Origin of the sequence: Bacillus sp. 2D03, from assembly GCF_003946765.1 — a bacterium.
In the GTDB taxonomy this organism is placed as follows: domain Bacteria; phylum Bacillota; class Bacilli; order Bacillales; family Bacillaceae_G; genus Bacillus_A; species Bacillus_A cereus.
The window spans coordinates 155730-175383 of sequence record NZ_RPSJ01000007.1 but is presented as its reverse complement, the minus strand read 5'-3'; the positions used below and the strand labels follow the sequence as shown (position 1 = coordinate 175383).

Genomic DNA, 19654 nt, shown 5'->3' with positions numbered 1-19654 from the left:
ATCATTATTGCGGCTTTTTTGTCGTTACACATTGTAATTTCATTTACCGTATTTTTAGCAGTATAATGAATGCTCTCTTTTTCTTTTTCAAATAATAAGTTTGAAAATACATAGGCAAAATTATTGTATAAAAAAGTCAGTTGGCGTATAATCAAATAAAAGGTCAAAGAAAGTCAAACTTTTGGAGGGCTGTAAAGATGGACTTAAATCAAATGACAACAAAAACACAAGAGGCGATTATGAGTGCCCAATCTTTAGCGGTATCTCATCATCACCAAGAGGTGGATACTGTTCATCTATTACTTGCATTATTAGAAGAGCAAGATGGATTAGCAGTACGTATATTTCAAAAAATGAATGTTGATATAGAAGCATTAAAGCAAGGTGCTGAAAGTTTAATTAAAAAGAAACCTTCTGTAACGGGGAGCGGTGCAGAAGTTGGAAAATTGTATGTAACGAGCGCTCTGCAACAACTGCTTGTAAGAGCAGGGAAAGAAGCAGAAAAACTGCAGGATGATTACATTTCAGTAGAACATGTATTGCTTGCTTTTTCTGAAGAAAAAGGCGATATAAATCAATTATTTACAAGATTGTATATTACGAAAGATAACTTATTACAGTCTTTAATGACAGTTCGGGGGAATCAAAGAGTGACTAGTCAAAATCCAGAAGCAACTTATGAAGCGTTAGAAAAATATGGCCGTGATTTAGTGGCGGAAGTGAGAGCAGGGAAAATCGATCCTGTAATCGGCCGTGATAGTGAAATACGACGTGTAATTCGTATTCTTTCACGTAAAACGAAAAACAATCCTGTTTTAATTGGGGAGCCAGGTGTTGGTAAAACAGCAATCGTTGAAGGGCTAGCACAGCGTATTGTGAAAAAAGATGTACCTGAAGGATTGAAAGATAGAACGATTTTTGCGTTAGATATGAGTGCGCTCGTAGCAGGTGCGAAATTCCGTGGTGAGTTCGAAGAGCGTCTGCAAGCTGTATTAAATGAAATTAAAAAGAGTGAGGGCCGCATTTTATTATTCATTGATGAACTTCATACAATAGTTGGAGCTGGTAAAACAGAAGGAGCCATGGATGCAGGAAATATGTTAAAACCGATGCTTGCACGTGGTGAACTGCATTGTATTGGAGCCACAACACTAGATGAATATCGCAAATATATTGAAAAAGATCCAGCGCTAGAAAGACGTTTCCAACAAGTATTAGCAGAAGAACCAACTGTTGAAGATACAATCTCAATTTTACGTGGATTAAAAGAACGCTTTGAAATTTATCACGGTGTAAATATTCATGACCGTGCGATTGTAGCAGCGTCAGTTTTATCAGATCGATATATTTCAGATCGCTTCTTACCTGATAAAGCAATTGACCTTGTTGACGAAGCATGTGCAACAATTCGTACAGAAATTGATTCTATGCCGACAGAATTAGATGAAGTAACGCGCCGCATTATGCAGCTGGAAATTGAAGAAGCGGCTCTTGGAAAAGAAACGGATCGTGGTAGCCAAGAGCGTCTAAAAACATTGCAACGTGAATTATCGGATTTAAAAGAAGTTGCAAGTGGTATGAGAGCGAAATGGGAGAAAGAAAAAGAAGAAATTCACAAAGTTCGTGACTTACGTGAACATTTAGAACGTCTGCGTCGTGAATTAGAAGAAGCAGAAGGTAATTACGATTTAAATAAAGCAGCCGAACTTCGTCACGGGAAAATTCCAGCAATTGAAAAAGAGTTAAAAGAAGCGGAAGAAATGGGCGGGCATAATAAACAAGAAAATCGTTTATTACGTGAGGAAGTAAGTGAAGAAGAAATTGCAGATATTGTTTCACGCTGGACTGGTATTCCTGTTGCGAAACTCGTGGAAGGTGAACGCGAGAAATTATTACGCTTAGAGCAAATCTTATCAGAGCGTGTTATCGGACAAGAGGAAGCAGTAAGCCTAGTGTCAGACGCAGTTCTTCGTGCTCGCGCTGGTATTAAAGATCCGAACCGCCCGATTGGTTCTTTCATCTTCTTAGGACCAACAGGTGTTGGTAAAACAGAACTTGCAAAAACGTTAGCCCAGTCTTTATTTGATAGTGAAGAGCAAATGATTCGCATTGACATGTCTGAGTATATGGAGAAACACGCAGTGTCACGCTTAATTGGTGCACCTCCTGGATATGTAGGATATGAGGAAGGCGGTCAATTAACAGAAGCGGTAAGACGTAAACCATATTCCGTTGTTTTATTAGATGAAATTGAAAAAGCACATCCAGAAGTATTCAACATTTTATTACAAATGTTAGATGATGGACGCATTACAGATTCGCAAGGTCGTACAGTGGATTTTAAAAATACAGTTATTATTATGACTTCAAATATCGGATCTGCTCATTTACTAGATGGATTAGAAGAAGATGGTTCGATTAAAGAGGAATCAAGAGACCTTGTAATGGGGCAATTAAGAGGACATTTCCGCCCTGAATTTTTAAACCGTGTTGATGAAATTATTTTATTCAAACCTCTTACAACGAATGAAATTAAAGGCATTGTTGATAAAATTGTAAAAGAACTACAAGGTCGTCTAGCTGACCGTCACATTACAGTAGAATTATCAGATGCAGCAAAAGAATTTGTTGTAGAAGCTGGTTTCGACCCAATGTACGGAGCTCGTCCATTAAAACGATACGTACAGCGTCAAGTGGAAACGAAATTAGCACGAGAATTAATTGCAGGAACAATTACTGATAATAGTCACGTAGTTGTTGATGTAGAAAATAACGAATTAGTCGTTCATGTGAAATAAAAATAAAAAAGAGTTCGGATAAAATCCGGACTCTTTTTTTAGTGTTGTTCTACTGGCTCGTTTGGAATTGCAGCTGAAATTGCTAGTACTAACACAGCAAGAACAACTGAGAAAATAGACGCTTGGTTAAAGTCGTATGTACCGCCAGTCATAGAGCCGATTACATAGCTCATCATGTGTACAAGTAAGAACGACCAAATTAATGCCCAAATGAAACGCATATTTTACACCTCTATTCGTTCAATCTGTCCTTATTGTAACACAATTGAAAAAAGAATATAGAAAAATATTTGTAGATTTTTCAACGCAAATTTGCATTCCGTTCATACATTATAAAAGAGTACTTTTATATGTTTAGAAAATAAGGCGGGGGAAAAATGAGTATTACGGAACGTTTTTTTTACTTAGAAAAAGAACCATGTGTCATTTATTTACCGGAGAAGCCAAATGGATTTTCTGTTATGCTCCTCGGTGATTATAACTACTTTATTGAGAATGGTACAAGTTTATGGACACAACATGCGGGTAAATCTTATTTTTTACATGGTCTTATTGAACAAGGCTACACGGTCTTTTCCTCTAATTTATACGGAAGACATTGGGGAAACGATCAATCTGTTCGTCTGGCAAAACGTTTATATGATGTTGTTTTGAGAAAAGAGACGTTAAATGCGAAAATGCACATTATGGCAGATGGTATGGGAGCGCTTGTAGCACTTGAAATGATGAACAAATATCCTGAATGTATTCGTTCTGTTGTTATGCTAAATCCGTGTTTAGATTTACCGGAATATGTAAGTTTTGAGAAAGAGCATAAATTTTTTTACAAGAGACTCGTGAAGGAATTAAGTTTGGCGTATGATGCCAAAGAAGAAGAAGTAGAATCAAAAATAAATAAGAAATCATTTACGCTTCTTCCATCTTGTGTACCTGTTAAAATTTTCGTATCAACACAAGAAAAAAGAGGAAGAAAACAGCAGTTGCGTAGATATGAGAAAATGAGGCAACTAAATCAATGTGATACTTCTGTCTTGTTCCATCTGCAAGATGTGAAATATAAAATGGTTAGGCAAACGACTGATTTCTTTAAAAAATATGAAGAAGAATTATGAAGCTCCCATATACATAAATGAGGAGCTATTTGTTTCAGAGGGAAAGGGTTGGTGGTATGGAACGCGTGCTGATAATAGGTGCACTTACGTTTGTAGGTTATCACCTTGTAAATAAAATGATTGCAGAAGAAGTGGAAGTCTATGGTCTTGATTTTGATGAATTCGATAGTATGACCAAAATTAATGAAGAGAAGTTATTATTAATTGGGCGAAATGCGTTATTTACGTATTATTCGATAAGAGATGAAGATGGATGGAGATCGGTTGAGGAAGAGAGATTCGATACTGTTTATTTTTGCTTATATGAGCCAAATCAGCAAAGTGGATTTCGGAATGAAAGAGTCATATTACAATATTTAAAGCGAATTATAAGAATGTGTGAAGAACAAAAAGTGAAGTTAAATTTAATTTCTTCTATTGAAGTAGGCAGTACAGATGAATCCGAAAATAAGCGCCTATTTTTGAAAGTAGAAGAAGGATTGAAAAAAGGGAATTTACAATATAGTGTATTTCGAGTTCCAACATTATATGGACCGTGGCAACCGTCCTTTATGATGTTTCATCAGCTTATTTTATCAGAATTAGTTGAAAAAGAGTGGCGTTGTACGATTGAGGAAAAGGGGAATGATTTACTTTACGTTGAAGATGTATGTGAATACTTATGGGAACATGGAACGAACGGGGCGCATCTTGGTATATACAATTTACTTAGTGGTAAACAGTCATTATGGGAAAAAGGTATGAATCTTTTACGCGCGGATGATAAAGTAAATAAAAATAATAACGAAGTAAGAGATGAGGCTATCGAAGTAATTTCAATAAAAAGAAATACTCCGTTAGAATACGGTTTAAATAAGCAACTGGCACACATGAAAAAATATAAAGAGTTATACGAAGGGTAGTACGCGTGTTACACTATTGTATGTGAAAGTTTTAATGGAGAGGAAGAGCATAATATGAACGAAAAAAGCATGCAGTTTTTACAAATTGCAATGAAGCATTTACCGGAAGCAAAGGCAATTTTAGATGATAATGGAATTGCACTTGATATGGAGAAGGCACAGCCGGTGTTAGAGTTGTTAATGAAAGTTATGAACGAAGCTTATGAGCTTGGGAAAGCAGATAAAGAATAAAAAGCATCTTTTTAAGATGGAAGAGAGGCCCGAACCGTGGATAGAAGCGGTCAGGGCCTTTTTTATTCTCGCCTGGGGGAAAACCAGAGATATGAAGAGGATAAAGGAAAAGTAGTGAGGAGAACTCTCTAGTTTAGAAGGAAAGCAGATAAAGAATAAAAAGCATCTTTTTAGATGGAAGAGAGGCTCGAACCGTGAACAGAAGGGTTTGAGTCTTTTTATATTTGAGAGGTATGTTTCTGTTTCTTTTAATGAAAAATAACGTGAATAATGCGTTAGCTTTCTGTTTTATGCGAAATATATTCTAGACAAAAATACATTTATGTTTTAAAATTAGTACCAAGTCATAATAATTGATATAAAACGGAGGGCTGCGATGTGAACGTGGGCATTTTAGGGATCGGAAGATATGTGCCAGAAAAAGTAGTCACAAATCACGATTTAGAAAAAATAATGGATACATCCGATGAATGGATTCGTACGAGAACGGGAATTGCAGAAAGACGCATTGCCGATGATACAATAGATACTTCATATATGGCCGTAGAGGCTGCAAAAAAAGCACTTGAAGATGCAGGGGTTAGCGGAGAAGATATCGATCTTATTTTAGTGGCGACAGTAACACCAGATCGTGCGTTTCCAGCAGTAGCTTGTGTCATTCAAGAAGCGATTGGAGCGAAACATGCAGCTGCAATGGATGTAGGTGCAGCATGCGCTGGTTTTATGTACGGAATGATTACAGCGCAGCAATTTATTCAAACGGGGACTTATAAAAACGTATTAGTAGTTGGTAGTGATAAGCTATCTAAAATTGTAGACTGGAATGATCGAAATACAGCGGTATTATTTGGAGACGGAGCCGGTGCTATCGTAATGGGAGCAGTTTCAGAAGGAAGAGGCGTTCTATCTTTCGAATTAGGAGCAGACGGAAGCGGCGGTAAGCATCTATATCAAGACGAGTATGTTATGATGAATGGCAGAGAAGTCTTTAAATTTGCCGTTCGTCAACTTGGTGAATCTTGTCTTCGCGTGCTGGATAAGGCTGGTCTTACAAAAGAGGATGTGGATTTCTTAGTACCGCATCAAGCGAATATTCGTATTATGGAATCTGCAAGAGAGAGATTAAATTTACCACAAGAAAAAATGAGTATGACAATTGAAAAGTTTGGTAATACATCAGCTTCTTCAATTCCAATTGCAATGGTAGAGGAATTGCAAAATGGACGTATTCAAGATGGTGATTTAATTATACTTGTTGGTTTTGGTGGCGGATTAACATGGGGAGCAGTCGCTCTTCGTTGGGGTAAATAAGGACTGAGAGAAAAAAAGGAGTGTATTTTGTATGGAAAAAAAGAGGGTCGTAATTACAGGACTAGGAGCTGTTACACCGGTCGGAACAGATGTTGAAACAGCATGGGAAAACATTAAAAAGGGTGTATCTGGAATCGGACGACTTACAAGAATTGATCCGGAACTATTTCCAGCAAAAGTAGCAGCAGAAATTAACGACTTTGAAGTCGAGAAATATATTGATAAAAAAGAAGCGCGCCGTATGGACCGCTTTACACAATATGCAGTAGCAGCAGCGAAAATGGCAGTTGCAGATGCAAAGCTTGAAATTACAGAAGAAAACGGACCTCGAATTGGTGTATGGATTGGATCAGGTATTGGCGGTATGGAAACATACGAAGAACAATTTAAGATTTTTACTGAGAAAGGCCCACGCCGCGTGAGCCCATTCTTCGTACCGATGATGATTCCGGATATGGCAGCAGGTCAAGTATCAATCGCAACAGGAGCAAAAGGAATTAACACTTGTTCTGTAACGGCTTGTGCATCTGGTGCAAACTCAATTGGTGATGCATTTAAAGCAATTCAGCGTGGTGATGCTGATGCAATGATTACAGGCGGAGCAGAAGCACCGCTAACAAGTATGGCATTCGCAGGATTTAGCTCAGCGAAAGCATTAACATTTAATGAAGACCCAGCAACGGCTTGCCGTCCATTTGATAAAAACCGTAGCGGTTTTGTAATGGGTGAAGGCTCAGGTATTCTAATTCTTGAAGAATTAGAGCACGCATTAGCGCGTGGTGCTCACATTTACGCGGAAATTGCTGGTTATGGTGCAACTGGAGATGCGTTCCATATTACAATGCCTGCTCCTGGTGGTGAAGGCGGAGTGCGTGCAATGCGTCAAGCTTTAGCTGATGCAGGCCTACAGCCAGAAGATATTGATTACATTAATGCGCATGGTACAAGTACGGATGCGAATGAAAAATATGAAACGATGGCAATTAAAGAAACTTTCGGTGAGCACGCGTATAAAGTAGCGATTAGCTCAACGAAATCAATGACAGGTCACTTATTAGGAGCAGCTGGTGCTGTTGAAGCGATTTTCTCTATTAAATCAATTACAGACGGAGTAATTCCGCCAACAATTAACTATGAGACACCAGATCCAGAATGTGACTTAGATTACGTACCGAATCAAGCGAGACACCAAGAAGTAAATGCAGTATTAAGTAACTCATTAGGATTTGGTGGTCATAACGCAGTGTTAGTATTTAAATCGTATAAATAATAGATAAAATAAGGAGTTTTTTCGCAATATATTGCGAAAAAACTCCTTATTTATTTTTACGCCTTTTTCTCCTGTAGCATATACATAAGAAAAAGGAGGGATAAAGATGGGGATTGTTGAAACAGCTGAATGGCTACATTTATATTATGGGCGGCCAGAAAAACTTTGTGAGAAATTTACGAAGTATATTCCGTTGCCAAAAGAAAGGTTGTATCGCTTTTTAATTTCAAAAGGGATGTATCGCCCGATCATGCGCGGAGAAAAGGAAATTAAAGAATTAGAGGAAAAGGAAATTTGGAAAGAATTGAGCCTGGAGTATGATAAACTGAAAAACTGGTTAAAAGGTCCAGATGTCCCTGTCTTTATTTTATTATCAGATTCCTATAATCGAACTGTACAAGAAGAGTATAACGGTAGGGCTGGATTATCTATGCGTCATGTTATTTTCTTATTCGTATGTGGACGGAATTCGGTAGAAGAATTAAAAGTGTTATTAGCGCATGAATATCATCACATATGCAGGTTACATCAAATTGAGACGAAAGAAACAGAATATACATTACTTGATACGATGATTATGGAAGGGCTAGCTGAACAAGCAGTAACAGAAAGGTATACAGAAAAAAACAATGCACCGTGGACGGCGTATCTTTCAAAGGAAGAGGCTATTTATTATTGGAAAAATATTGTACATGAAAGAATAAGTATAAAACGAGGAACAAGGGAACATGACATCTTATTAAATGGCTTTCACTCTTATCCGAAGATGCTTGGCTATGCGCTTGGATTTCATATTGTCAAAGATTGTGTAACTTTGGAAGGAGAAGATACACTTTCTTTATTATCTATAGATGCAAAAGAAATATTGAATAAAGCAAGTACATTTCATATATAAAAAAACAGGATTTCTATTTCCTGTTTTTTTAGTATTAATAGAAGAAAAAATAATAATTAGAATATATTTCCTCAAGTGGAATAAAGTTAAGCAAAAATGAACATAATGATTGGTACAAACAGTAGTGAAGTGAGGGGTAGTGAATGTTATATCTACATGATGTATGGGTAAATTGGTTTGAAGGTGAAGAAAATGGGTATAACGTTTGTCATTTTTACGAATGGCGGAAAGATGATACGATTGAGCTATTAGATCAAGTGCCATTATTAAAAGTAGATGCCACATTATATCATTACATCGAGAACGAATTGTTAGAGCTTCCGCAAAAAATGCTGGAAGACGTACATCATAAGGCTTATATTCGTAAAAATCATGAACGTTTGCAGCAAGAGTATTGCTTTGTTGTTACAGATGGAAAAGGAATTATTGCGATTGACACAATTGGCTACAATGTACCAATTCGCAAAAGCAGACTTATACCACGCCAAGAGCAGATGGTATATGAGATGGTAGAAAACGTACAAGCAGAAAAGTATGAGTTCCAAGTAGAAGAAACAGAAAAAGAACATCACATTTTATCACCATCGCCTTTCATTATGAATGGCTTGACTCGTAAAGAAAGACAGCTAAAACAATTATTATTTATGGCGTTAGATCAATTACATACAACGAAAAATACAGCAGAAATTCGCTATTGGTTCACAGAGTGGGATCCATCAGCATATGGAATGGTTCAACATATGGAATTTGAAGATATTTGGGTTAAGCTGTATGATGAAGCGAAAACAGGCTGGTCTGATAAGCATGAACAATTATGCGAGCGTCTCGTAAAAGGACAGCCATTTTTTGAAAAGTTATGGGAAATGGAAAATGAGCAAAAGGTAAATTAAAAAACCGCCAATTGGCGGTTTTTTAATTTTGTAGTAATCCAGCTCCAGCGGCAAGAATGTTCGGTGGCTTCGCGCCTTCCTGCGAGGCAAAAAGCGCCTCTACGTCAGGAGCTCCATCCTCCTCACATTCTAAACGAGCCGCTTCCGCTTTATATGTAATCCAGCTCCGGCAGCAAGAATGTTCGGTGGCTTCGCGCCTTCCTGCGAGGCAAAAAGCGCCTCGCAGGAAGGAGCTCCATCCTCCTCACATTCTAAACGAGCCGCTTCCGCTTTATATGTAATCCAGCTCCGGCAGCAAGAATGTTCGGTGGCTTCGCGCCTTCCTGCGAGGCAAAAAGCGCCTCTACGTCAGGAGCTCCATCCTCCTCACATTCTAAGCGAACCGTCTCCGCTTTATATGTAATCCAGCTCCGGCTCCTAGCCCTTCGCGTCTAAGAACCTTCCCCACGAGAAGGTAAAAAGCACCTTCTATGGGAAAGAACCTTAGCCGTCAGGGCTAAACAGTCGCCTCCGCTTTTTGTAGAAATCCAGCTCCGGCAGCAAGCTCTTCGTGTCTAAGAACCTTTCGCATAAGAAGACAAAAAGCGTCTTCTATGCGAAAGAACCTTAGCCAGTCAGAGCTGAACGAGCTGCCTCCGCTTTATATGTTACCTACGTTTTCTGCTTAGTCCCATTGCGTTTTCTACTTTGCGTAGTTGTTTGAATGCAACGCGGTTTGCTTTTTCTGCACCTTTGTCTAGAATTTCGTCTAGTTCTGGTGAGTTGATTAGTTCGTTATATTTGTCTTGGATTGGACGAATTGCTTCTACGACTACTTGCGCTAGGTCGCCTTTGAAGTCGCCGTATCCTTTTCCTTCGTACATTGCTTCAATTTCTTCAACTGTTTTTCCAGAGAATGAAGAGTAGATTGTTAATAAGTTAGAGATACCAGGTTTGTTTTCTTTATCAAATTTCACAATACCTTCAGAGTCAGTAACAGCACTCTTAATTTTCTTTTCAATTGTTTTTGGTTCATCAAGCATACTGATCATTGATTTTGGATTCGGATCAGATTTACTCATTTTCTTCGTAGGTTCTGTTAATGACATAACGCGAGCGCCTACTTTTGGAATACGAATTTCAGGAATTGTGAACACTTCACGGAAGCGTTTGTTGAAACGCTCTGCTAGGTCGCGTGTTAATTCCATATGTTGCTTTTGGTCATCACCAACTGGTACGATTTCAGTGTTGTAAAGTAAAATATCAGCAGCCATTAATGGTGGATACGTAAGTAATCCAGCTGGAACTGAATCTCTACCCGAAGCTTTATCTTTATATTGCGTCATACGTTCTAATTCTCCAACGTAAGCAACAGATTGCATGATCCATCCTAATTGAGCGTGTGCTGGTACTTCTGATTGTACAAATAAAGTAGCTTTTTCAGGATCGATGCCGCATGCTACATAAAGTGCAGCAAGACTGCGGATGTTTTTACGAAGTCCGACGGGATCTTGAGGTACTGTAATCGCATGTTGGTTTACAATACAGAAATAACAGTCGTGTTCATTTTGAAGCTCTGTAAACTGCTTCATGGCGCCTAAATAGTTTCCAAGTGTAATCGTTCCACTTGGCTGAATACCAGAAAAGATAACTGACATAAGTAATTCCTCCTAAAATTGAATGCGTGATGGGGGGAAGAGAAGGCAAACAAAAAAGCCCATTCATCCCAAAAACTATAGGGACGAATGGACCGCGGTACCACCCTAATTATTTCACTACTGTGAAATCTCTCTAATCCATAATAACGTTAGGATATAACGCCAAAGCCTACTACTTTCGGTTCGGTTTGGTGCTCAAAAGCCCATTCCATACTGTACAATTACTTGTTCACACCAACCACAAGCTCTCTGAAATTGCCTCAATATGTACTCTTCTTTATCATCGCATACATATAAATTTATTTATTGTTACTTGAGCTCTTTTAATATGAAAGAACTAAAGTTTTATAACAAAATGTTTTGCTGATTATTATATCATATGGGATAGTGTTTGCAAACTACATCAAAATAGTAAAGCTAATGAGGGTCGAGAACAACCCAAGGAAGATACCTGTAATACAAATTGGATATGTCCATTTGAATGAATATGTTTTATAAATACGTTCTTTCTTATCTGTAGGTTCCTCGACTTCTTCAATTAAAGAGTCAATCTTTTTGTTCGTACCAAATACTCTTTGGAATGCGTAAATGGTTACATTGAAAAAACCATTTTGAAATATGTATAAAAAACCGCCGATAAGAATAAAAAACAGTGCAATATAAAACAAAATGTTGACAAAGTTCAACAAAAATTGAGATGAAATGAGGAATGCACCAATACTAGAAGCAATCATCGCTATAAAAATTAGTATACAAGTATGAAAAAAAACTTTATTCAAAATATTCCCCTCCGTCAAAATATTACTAGAATTATTATACTATAAAAGCTATAATAAGTACTAGGATTAATTTTTTGAAAATTATACGCAATTAAAGGTCTGATTTTAAGATGATGGTAGCAATGTTAATGTATCCCTTTACGAAAAATTAAAAATATAAATATTTTATTAAAAATTTTAACAAAAAAACAAAAAACTATATTCACAATTGTTATATTATATGTATAATGAAAATTGTAGAAACTTGGAGATTATTCTTTCAATTCTACTTTTTAACAAGTGAGGGTACAGGAAGTGCAATTAGGGGAGGCAACACAACATGAAGAAAAAGATACCGTTATTACTTGCATCGACTTTAACTGCAAGTATGTTGCTGGGTGCGTGTAGCTACCAAAAAGATGACGCAAAAGCAAAAGGGAAAGAAAACGCTACGAGTAGTAGTAACGGAAAGCAGACTCTTAATTTAACAGAGTTATCTGAAATTCCGTCAATGGATGCATCGCTAGCATCTGACTCTGCATCTTCTACAGCATTAAATAATACGATGGAAGGTTTATATCGTATTGGCAAAGATCAAAAGAGAATGCCTGGAGTTGCAGAAGATGTCGAAAAGCTAGATGATGGGAAGAAATACATATTTAAATTAAGAAGAGATGCGAAATGGTCGAATGGGGAACCTGTAACAGCTAAAGACTTTGTGTATTCATGGAAAAGAGCAGTAAATCCAGATACAAAAGCAACGTATTCATACATTATGTTCGATATTAAAAATGCAGAGAAAATTCATAAAAAAGAATTACCTGCTGACCAATTAGGTGTAAAAGCGATTGATGATTATACACTAGAAGTAGAATTAGACAATCCCGTTCCTTACTTTATCGATTTAACAGTTTATCCAGTATTTTACCCACTAAATGAAAACTTTGTAAAAGCACAAGGTGATAAATTTGGTTTAGAGGCAAATACAACATTATATAACGGTCCATTCGTTATGAGTGATTGGAAACATGAACAAAGTTTCCAATTCAAGAAGAATCCTTCATATTGGGATAATAAAACGGTTAAAATCGAAGAAATCAACTTTAATATTGTAAAAAATACAGCAACTGATGTAAATTTATATGAGACAAACGCGATTGATCGAGCGGCTTTAACGTCTGAATTTGTTGATAAGTTTAGAAAAAGCCCAGAGTTCCAAACAAGAAAAGAGGCAGGGGTTGCTTACTTAAGATTTAATCAAAGTAATCAGTACTTAAGTAATAAAAACTTAAGAAAAGCAATTTCAATGTCCTTTGACCGTGATAACATTGCAAAAGTTATTTTAAATAACGGCGCAATTGGAGCTTACGGATTTGTTGGAAAAGATTTCGCTGAAGGTCCAAATAAAAAAGATTTTCGAGCTGAAAATGGAAAGCTAGTTGAAACAAATCCAAAAGAAGCAAAAAAGCTTTGGGAAACAGCGAAGAAAGAGCTTGGAACTGATAAAATCGAACTAGAATTCTTAAACTTTGATAATGAAGATGCTAAAAAAGTTGGGGAATTCTTAAAAGGTGAGATGGAAAAGAACTTACCAGGTTTATCAATTAAAATTAAACAGCAACCATTCGCACAAAAAAATAAATTAGAAGATTCTCAGCAATATGATATTGCGTTTGGTATTTGGGGACCAGATTTCCCAGATCCAATCTCATATTTAGATATGTTTGTTACGAATGGTTCTCAAAATAAAACAGGGTATTCTAATCAGAAATATGATGAGTTAATCCTAAAAGCTAAAACAGATACAAAAGATTTACAAGCTCGCTGGGACAACCTTCTAGAAGTAGAGAAGATGTTAATTAAAGAGGATGCAGTTATCACTCCAATCTTCCAAAAAGGTTCAGCGTATGTAGTAAAAGGTGCCGTAAAAGATATTATCCCAATTAACTATGGTGGTAAATTAACTTACAAATGGGCATCTGTTGAACAAAAATAATCTTTTTTTTCCATCGTTTACAAGGGTATATGCCTATGATGGGCATATGCTCTTATTTTAAAAAAATAAAAGTAAGAATATTTTAAACTATCTTATTGCTTTTGAGAAAAACGGGGAGGTGCTTGACTATGGGACGTTATGTATTAAAACGTTTCGTGTACATGGCTTTGACATTATTTTTAATTACTACAATGACTTTCTTTTTGATGAAATTACTTCCGGGTTCTCCGCTTAAAAACCAGGAGAAGCTATCACCGGCACAAAAAGAAATCATTCTTGAAAAATACGGATTGAATGATCCGGTACCAGTTCAATATGCACGTTACTTAGGTAACTTAGCAAAAGGTGATTTAGGGGTATCATTCCAATATGATAACCGCCCAGTAACAGACATGATTGTGGATCGTATTGGACCATCAGCCCAATTAGGTTTACAAGCGATTATATTAGGAACATTTATCGGTTTAATTTTAGGTATTGTTGCCGCACTTCGTAATAATACGTGGGTAGATTATAGTGCAACAGTTATTTCGGTACTCGGAATGTCGGTACCATCATTCGTATTCGCCGCATTACTGCAATATTTCGTAGGGGTAAAACTTGGCTGGTTCCCAGTAGCATTCTGGAAAGGACCAGAGTTTACTGTAATGCCTACAATTGCATTATCGATGGGAGTTATCGCAACAATCGCACGTTTCTCTCGTGCAGAATTAATTGAAGTTATGCAAGCCGATTACATTTTAACAGCGAAAGCGAAAGGAATTAGCCAAGGCGTTATCATTGTCAAACATGCACTTCGTAACGCGTTAATTCCAGTTGTAACAATTTTAGGACCAATGGTTGCGGCATTAATTACAGGAACACTTGTTATCGAGCAAATTTATGCTGTACCAGGACTTGGGGAACAATTCGTTAAATCGATTACTTTAAATGACTATACAGTTATTATGGGAACTACGATTTTCTATAGTGCGATCTTCATTTTAGTTATTTTCATTGTCGATATTTTATACGGAATTATTGATCCTCGTATTCGTTTAGCGGGAGGGAAAAAATGATGAAAGATGTACAAAAATTATCTCCAGATTTATTTCAACAAGCCAATCAAAATAATGTTGATAATGAAGTCATTGCCCGTCCAAGCTTAACGTTTTGGCAAGATGTAAGAAGACGTTTATTCCAACATAAAGGTGCGATGCTTGGCCTTGTATTGTTAGTTATCATTGCGCTATTAGCGATTTTTGGACCGATGGTAAGTAAACACTCGTATAAAGAGCAAGATTTAGGTCGTGCGAAATTACCACCAAAAATTCCAGTTATTGAAAATGTTCATTGGTTACCATTTGACGGTACAGATCAATATGGTGTTGACCAATATGAAAAACGTGATATTAAAGAGTACTTCTGGTTTGGTACAGATGACCTTGGCCGTGACTTATGGACAAGAACATGGGAAGGTACACGCGTATCATTATATATCGCTCTTTTAGCGGCAGCAATTGACTTAGTAATTGGGGTTGCATACGGAGGTATTTCAGCATTCTACGGCGGTAGAGTAGATAACATTATGCAACGTATTATGGAGATTATTAACGGTATTCCATACTTAATCATCGTTATTTTAATGGTAATCATTATGGGATCTGGTATTTGGTCAATTACACTTGCGATGGCGATTACAGGTTGGATAGGGATGTCGCGTATTGTTCGTGGACAAATCTTAAAGTTAAAAAACCAAGAATATGTATTAGCATCTCGTACATTAGGTGCAACAAATACACAATTAATTGTGAAACATTTAATTCCAAACGTAATGGGACCTATTATCGTAATGACAATGTTTACAATTCCATCAGCGGTGTTTGGTGAAGCGTTCTTAAGTTTCATCGGTTTAGGAATTCAGCCACCATTTGCGTCACTAGGTTCTCTTGTAAATGATGGTTATAAATCTATTCAAACGTATCCGCATATGATGTTCATCCCTGCGGTTGTCATCAGTATATTAATTTTAGCGTTTAACTTAATGGCAGACGGATTACGCGACGCGTTAGATCCAAAAATGCGTAAGTAAAAGAGGGGAGAGGCAAAGATGAAAACATTGTTAGAGGTAAAAGATTTACAAGTCTCCTTTGATACACATGCAGGTGAAGTACAAGCTGTACGCGGCGTTACTTTTGATTTGAAAAAAGGAGAAACATTGGCGATTGTAGGAGAATCTGGTTCAGGAAAATCAGTTACTTCTAAAGCGTTAATGGGATTAATTCCGAATCCTCCTGGACGCATTAAAAATGGTGAAATCGTATTTGAAGGTCGTGACTTAACAAAATTAACAGAAAAAGAAATGCAGCAAGTACGCGGTAAAGATATTGCGATGATTTTCCAAGATCCAATGACATCATTAAACCCAACGATGACAATTGGAAATCAAATTATGGAAGGTCTAATTAAACACCAAGGGATGAGTAAAGCAGATGCACGTAAAGTTGCTTTAGAATTAATTGACCTTGTAGGTATTCCAAATCCGGAAGCTCGTTTAAAACAATATCCTCACCAATTCTCAGATGGTATGAGACAGCGTGTAGTTATTGCGATGGCGTTAGCTTGTAACCCGAAATTATTAATTGCCGATGAGCCGACAACAGCGCTAGACGTTACAATTCAGGCGCAAATTTTAGAACTTATGAAAGACATTCAGCAAAAAACAGAAGCAGCAATCATTTTCATTACGCATGACTTAGGTGTAGTAGCAAACGTTGCGGACCGAGTGGCAGTTATGTACGCTGGTAAAGTTGTTGAAATTGGAACTGTAGATGAAATTTTCTACAATCCGAAACATCCATATACTTGGGGTTTAATCGCATCTATGCCAAGTTTAGATGGTTCAGAAGAAGAGTTATATGCAATCCCTGGAACACCTCCAGATTTATTGAAGCCGCCAAAGGGAGATGCTTTTGCACCACGTAACCCACAGGCACTGAAAATTGATTTTGAAATGGACCCACCTTTATTTAAAGTAAGTGATACGCACTATGCGGCAACTTGGTTACTTCACGAGCAAGCTCCAGAAGTAAAACCGCCGGCAGTCGTTGAAAAACGCATTCTTCAAATGAAAGCAGGTGAACAACATGACTAAACAACGTGAGAAATTAATTGAAGTAAAAAATGTAAAGCAGCACTTCGACGTGAGTGGTGGTGTTGTCAAAGCGGTTAATGATATTTCATTTGATATTTACCGCGGAGAAACATTTGGTCTTGTAGGAGAATCAGGTTGTGGTAAATCGACAACTGGAAGAACGATTATTCGTTTATATGATGCAACTGCTGGTGAAGTGTTATTCGATGGTGAAAATGTACATGGTAAAAAATCACGCGCAGAGCTGAAGAAATTCAACCGTAAAATGCAAATGATTTTCCAAGATCCATATGCATCATTAAACCCTCGTATGACAGTAGGGGATATTATTGCAGAAGGTATCGATATTCACGGACTAGCGAAAAGTAAAAAAGAGCGCATGGACCGTGTTCATGAACTATTAAACACAGTTGGTTTAAATAAAGAGCACGCGAACCGTTTCCCACACGAATTCTCAGGTGGACAACGTCAGCGTATCGGTATCGCTCGAGCGCTTGCTGTAGACCCAGAATTTATCATTGCCGATGAGCCAATCTCAGCACTTGACGTATCGATTCAGGCGCAAGTTGTAAACTTACTGAAAAAGCTACAAAAAGAAAAAGGTTTAACATACTTATTCATCGCCCATGATTTATCAATGGTAAAATACATTAGTGACCGTATTGGTGTAATGTATCGTGGCCAAATCGTTGAGTTAACAACAAGTGATGAATTATATGCGAATCCAATTCATCCATATACGAAATCACTATTATCAGCGATTCCACTTCCAGATCCGGATTATGAGCGCAATCGTAAACGTATCGTATATGATCCATCACAGCATAATTATGGTAGTGAAGCACCAACAATGCGTGAAATTCGCCCAGGACATTTCGTACTATGTTCTGAAGCGGAGTACAAGAAATATAAAGAGATTTATCAATAAGAAAAAGAGCCATTCTTCTGTTATGGAAGGATGGCTCTTTTCTACTATATAAAAGAATTGTATACATTTGTCGGTCAGTCGATATATTTAAGGAATCGCCGATATAAATCTCATGTATCATTAGTGATATCCATATGCAAAATTACTGAACTTGAACAGAAACATTCTCCTCTTGTTCTTCAGGTTTAACAAGGGCATAACGCTCCCACGCTCTACTTTTCCAGCGGAAGAACATAATAATGGCACGTGTCCATTCGTCGATGGCGATTGCTAGCCAAATACCAACGAGACCCATATCTAAATGAAAGGCGAAAAAGTAACCTAGTGGTAAACTCATTAACACCATAGAGAATGCACCGATTAAAACAGGATATTTTGCATCACCAGCTGCACGAAGCGAATTAATGATGACGATGTTCATCGTACGTCCCGTTTCAAGTAGTACACTTAGTAAAAGAACACTTGCGCCTAACCCGATAATGTGCGGATTATCTGTAAATAGTCCCATTAATTGTGTACGGAATATAATAACGAGAGCGACCATACATAAAGTTACACCAATTGCCCATTTTACACTTTTCCACAAGCGTTCGTATGCTTCATCCTTTTCGCCACCACCAACGAGGCGGCCAATAATAATGGCTGTTCCCATACCAATCGCAATTGCAAATAAATAAGTGAACATGGAAATGTTAGTAGCGTATTGTCTAGCAGCTAATGATTCCGTTCCTAAGTACGTTGCGTAATAAAGGAAGACGATTTGACAAGCTTGATACATCACTTGTTCAAATGCAGATGGAATGCCAATTTTTAAAATTTTCCCAATGTATTCTTTGGATAAAGTGAAGTAATATTGTAATTTCACACGATATTCCATAACGCGGTATAGTAACCAGAAGAAAACAATAAGTGCGATCAATCGACTGATAGCGGAAGAAATTGCAGCCCCTTGTACACCGAGCTCAGGGAAACCAAATTTTCCGAAAATGAGTACGTAGTTTCCAGCGATATGAATCATATTCATTCCGAGTGAAATAAACATCGCTTGCTTTGTAAAACCGTGTACACGGATAATTGCGGCTAATGAGTTAATAATAGCTTGTAGGAAGATGGCTCCTCCGACGATAGATAAGTAGTTTTGCGCATACGTTAGTACATCGCCTTGTAAGTTCATTGCGAGCATCATATGTTTCGAAAATAAAAGAAAACCAGCGCTTATAACGAGCCCAACTATTAAATTTAATGTGACGGCTAATGCTGATATTTTAGATGCTTCCATAAAGCGTTTGGAACCGAGGTATTGAGATACAACGATAGCAGCGCCGTTCCCGATGACTTCTAATACCAAAATCGCAATATGAAGATATTGATTCGCTGCACCAACCCCAGATACAGCATCGTCTGATAATGCACTTAACATGAAAGTATCAGCGATCCCCATTAACATAAAAAGAAAAACTTCTAGAAAAATAGGCCATGTTAATAAGAATAAACTTAATTTCTCAGTAGGCCCGTTTTTTGCTTGAATTGCTGCCATGTCCGTCCCCTCTTTACCGATATCTATTTTTAGCAAAATGTATCGTAACATACTTTCTTAACCTTTGCACTCATTTTAGCCTACATATTTTTATTATGAAGAGAGTGCTATTTTATGATAAAAACAAAAGGATAATTATACATAAAATATTATGAGATATAAAATTCATTTTTATCTGATAATTTAGAAGAGTGTAAAAAATGTTATTTTTAACACTTTAGTAAGAATAATCAGCAATATGAAACGTTTACAAAGG

The 19654-nt window shown here is 37.2% G+C and carries 17 protein-coding genes and 1 other annotated feature; of the genes, 13 read left to right on the top strand and 4 right to left on the bottom strand.

Features of this window, described 5'->3' with window-relative positions; all coding sequences use genetic code 11:
- The first annotated feature begins 197 nt into the window (after window positions 1–197).
- The gene (gene clpB, locus EBQ15_RS17490) at window positions 198–2798 is read left to right on the top strand and encodes an ATP-dependent chaperone ClpB (RefSeq protein WP_000365407.1); all 2601 of its coding nucleotides are present in this window, start codon (window positions 198–200) and stop codon (window positions 2796–2798) included.
- A gap of 38 nt (window positions 2799–2836) precedes the next feature.
- On the opposite strand, the gene EBQ15_RS17485 is transcribed toward clpB, so the two are convergent.
- Window positions 2837–3019 carry a YjzD family protein gene (locus tag EBQ15_RS17485; RefSeq protein WP_001211116.1) on the bottom strand — a complete coding sequence of 61 codons (183 nt, stop codon included), beginning with the start codon at window positions 3017–3019 and terminating at the stop codon, window positions 2837–2839.
- Between the two features lie 156 nt (window positions 3020–3175).
- Between EBQ15_RS17485 and EBQ15_RS17480 the strand changes: the two genes are divergently transcribed.
- From EBQ15_RS17480 to EBQ15_RS17450, 7 genes are all read left to right on the top strand, one after another.
- Window positions 3176–3910 (top strand): lipase family protein, encoded by a 735-nt coding sequence (locus tag EBQ15_RS17480; protein ID WP_000028692.1) that lies wholly within the window; start codon window positions 3176–3178, stop codon window positions 3908–3910.
- A gap of 29 nt (window positions 3911–3939) precedes the next feature.
- The gene (locus tag EBQ15_RS17475) at window positions 3940–4812 is read left to right on the top strand and encodes an NAD-dependent epimerase/dehydratase family protein (protein WP_002102826.1); all 873 of its coding nucleotides are present in this window, start codon (window positions 3940–3942) and stop codon (window positions 4810–4812) included.
- 54 nt (window positions 4813–4866) lie between these two features.
- The gene (locus EBQ15_RS17470; RefSeq protein WP_001986215.1) at window positions 4867–5043 is read left to right on the top strand and encodes a ComZ family protein; all 177 of its coding nucleotides are present in this window, start codon (window positions 4867–4869) and stop codon (window positions 5041–5043) included.
- Window positions 5044–5421: 378 nt separating this feature from the next.
- A complete protein-coding gene (fabH, locus tag EBQ15_RS17465; RefSeq protein WP_001100533.1) occupies window positions 5422–6354 on the top strand; it encodes a beta-ketoacyl-ACP synthase III in 933 nt (310 codons plus the stop codon).
- Between the two features lie 31 nt (window positions 6355–6385).
- On the top strand, window positions 6386–7624 hold the full coding sequence (fabF, locus tag EBQ15_RS17460; protein WP_000412656.1) for a beta-ketoacyl-ACP synthase II: 1239 nt from the start codon (window positions 6386–6388) through the stop codon (window positions 7622–7624).
- Between the two features lie 106 nt (window positions 7625–7730).
- A complete protein-coding gene (locus tag EBQ15_RS17455) occupies window positions 7731–8519 on the top strand; it encodes a DUF2268 domain-containing putative Zn-dependent protease (protein ID WP_000513275.1) in 789 nt (262 codons plus the stop codon).
- A 143-nt stretch (window positions 8520–8662) separates the two neighbouring features.
- A complete protein-coding gene (locus EBQ15_RS17450; protein WP_000966128.1) occupies window positions 8663–9409 on the top strand; it encodes a YjbA family protein in 747 nt (248 codons plus the stop codon).
- 647 nt (window positions 9410–10056) lie between these two features.
- Here EBQ15_RS17450 and trpS read toward each other — a convergent pair.
- Window positions 10057–11046 carry a tryptophan--tRNA ligase gene (gene trpS / locus EBQ15_RS17440; protein ID WP_000110985.1) on the bottom strand — a complete coding sequence of 330 codons (990 nt, stop codon included), beginning with the start codon at window positions 11044–11046 and terminating at the stop codon, window positions 10057–10059.
- Between the two features lie 76 nt (window positions 11047–11122).
- Window positions 11123–11339 (bottom strand) — a binding site (T-box leader).
- A gap of 105 nt (window positions 11340–11444) precedes the next feature.
- Complete coding sequence (locus EBQ15_RS17435) at window positions 11445–11825, bottom strand: DUF3899 domain-containing protein (RefSeq protein ID WP_001044997.1); 381 nt, start codon at window positions 11823–11825, stop codon at window positions 11445–11447.
- A gap of 319 nt (window positions 11826–12144) precedes the next feature.
- Here EBQ15_RS17435 and EBQ15_RS17425 point away from each other — a divergent pair, with 319 nt between their 5' ends.
- The 5 genes from EBQ15_RS17425 (at window position 12145) to EBQ15_RS17405 (ending at window position 17861) form a co-directional block, all read left to right on the top strand.
- Window positions 12145–13800, top strand: coding sequence for a peptide ABC transporter substrate-binding protein (locus tag EBQ15_RS17425; protein WP_000727212.1), 1656 nt, complete (start codon window positions 12145–12147; stop codon window positions 13798–13800).
- Window positions 13801–13928: 128 nt separating this feature from the next.
- Complete coding sequence (gene opp3b / locus EBQ15_RS17420; protein ID WP_000534172.1) at window positions 13929–14858, top strand: oligopeptide ABC transporter permease; 930 nt, start codon at window positions 13929–13931, stop codon at window positions 14856–14858.
- Complete coding sequence (gene opp3C, locus EBQ15_RS17415) at window positions 14855–15871, top strand: oligopeptide ABC transporter permease (protein ID WP_000974106.1); 1017 nt, start codon at window positions 14855–14857, stop codon at window positions 15869–15871. Before opp3b ends, opp3C begins: the two co-directional genes overlap by 4 nt.
- Window positions 15872–15889: 18 nt before the next feature.
- Complete coding sequence (locus EBQ15_RS17410; protein ID WP_125653116.1) at window positions 15890–16933, top strand: ABC transporter ATP-binding protein; 1044 nt, start codon at window positions 15890–15892, stop codon at window positions 16931–16933.
- On the top strand, window positions 16926–17861 hold the full coding sequence (locus EBQ15_RS17405; RefSeq protein WP_000166348.1) for an ABC transporter ATP-binding protein: 936 nt from the start codon (window positions 16926–16928) through the stop codon (window positions 17859–17861). The genes EBQ15_RS17410 and EBQ15_RS17405 overlap by 8 nt, the downstream gene beginning before the upstream one ends.
- A gap of 142 nt (window positions 17862–18003) precedes the next feature.
- Here EBQ15_RS17405 and EBQ15_RS17400 read toward each other — a convergent pair whose 3' ends face one another.
- Window positions 18004–19449 (bottom strand): MATE family efflux transporter, encoded by a 1446-nt coding sequence (locus EBQ15_RS17400; protein ID WP_016117419.1) that lies wholly within the window; start codon window positions 19447–19449, stop codon window positions 18004–18006.
- Window positions 19450–19654 lie beyond the last annotated feature (205 nt).

Excerpts from the sequence above, each read along its gene's own strand:
- clpB (WP_000365407.1), top strand. The coding sequence starts at position 198 with ATGGACTTAAATCAAATGACAACAAAAACACAAGAGGCGATTATGAGT.
- EBQ15_RS17485 (WP_001211116.1), bottom strand. The coding sequence starts at position 3,019 with ATGCGTTTCATTTGGGCATTAATTTGGTCGTTCTTACTTGTACACATG.
- EBQ15_RS17480 (WP_000028692.1), top strand. The coding sequence starts at position 3,176 with ATGAGTATTACGGAACGTTTTTTTTACTTAGAAAAAGAACCATGTGTC.
- EBQ15_RS17470 (WP_001986215.1), top strand. The coding sequence starts at position 4,867 with ATGAACGAAAAAAGCATGCAGTTTTTACAAATTGCAATGAAGCATTTA.
- fabF (WP_000412656.1), top strand. The coding sequence starts at position 6,386 with ATGGAAAAAAAGAGGGTCGTAATTACAGGACTAGGAGCTGTTACACCG.
- EBQ15_RS17455 (WP_000513275.1), top strand. The coding sequence starts at position 7,731 with ATGGGGATTGTTGAAACAGCTGAATGGCTACATTTATATTATGGGCGG.
- EBQ15_RS17450 (WP_000966128.1), top strand. The coding sequence starts at position 8,663 with ATGTTATATCTACATGATGTATGGGTAAATTGGTTTGAAGGTGAAGAA.
- trpS (WP_000110985.1), bottom strand. The coding sequence starts at position 11,046 with ATGTCAGTTATCTTTTCTGGTATTCAGCCAAGTGGAACGATTACACTT.
- EBQ15_RS17425 (WP_000727212.1), top strand. The coding sequence starts at position 12,145 with ATGAAGAAAAAGATACCGTTATTACTTGCATCGACTTTAACTGCAAGT.
- opp3b (WP_000534172.1), top strand. The coding sequence starts at position 13,929 with ATGGGACGTTATGTATTAAAACGTTTCGTGTACATGGCTTTGACATTA.
- opp3C (WP_000974106.1), top strand. The coding sequence starts at position 14,855 with ATGATGAAAGATGTACAAAAATTATCTCCAGATTTATTTCAACAAGCC.
- EBQ15_RS17410 (WP_125653116.1), top strand. The coding sequence starts at position 15,890 with ATGAAAACATTGTTAGAGGTAAAAGATTTACAAGTCTCCTTTGATACA.
- EBQ15_RS17405 (WP_000166348.1), top strand. The coding sequence starts at position 16,926 with ATGACTAAACAACGTGAGAAATTAATTGAAGTAAAAAATGTAAAGCAG.
- EBQ15_RS17400 (WP_016117419.1), bottom strand. The coding sequence starts at position 19,449 with ATGTTACGATACATTTTGCTAAAAATAGATATCGGTAAAGAGGGGACG.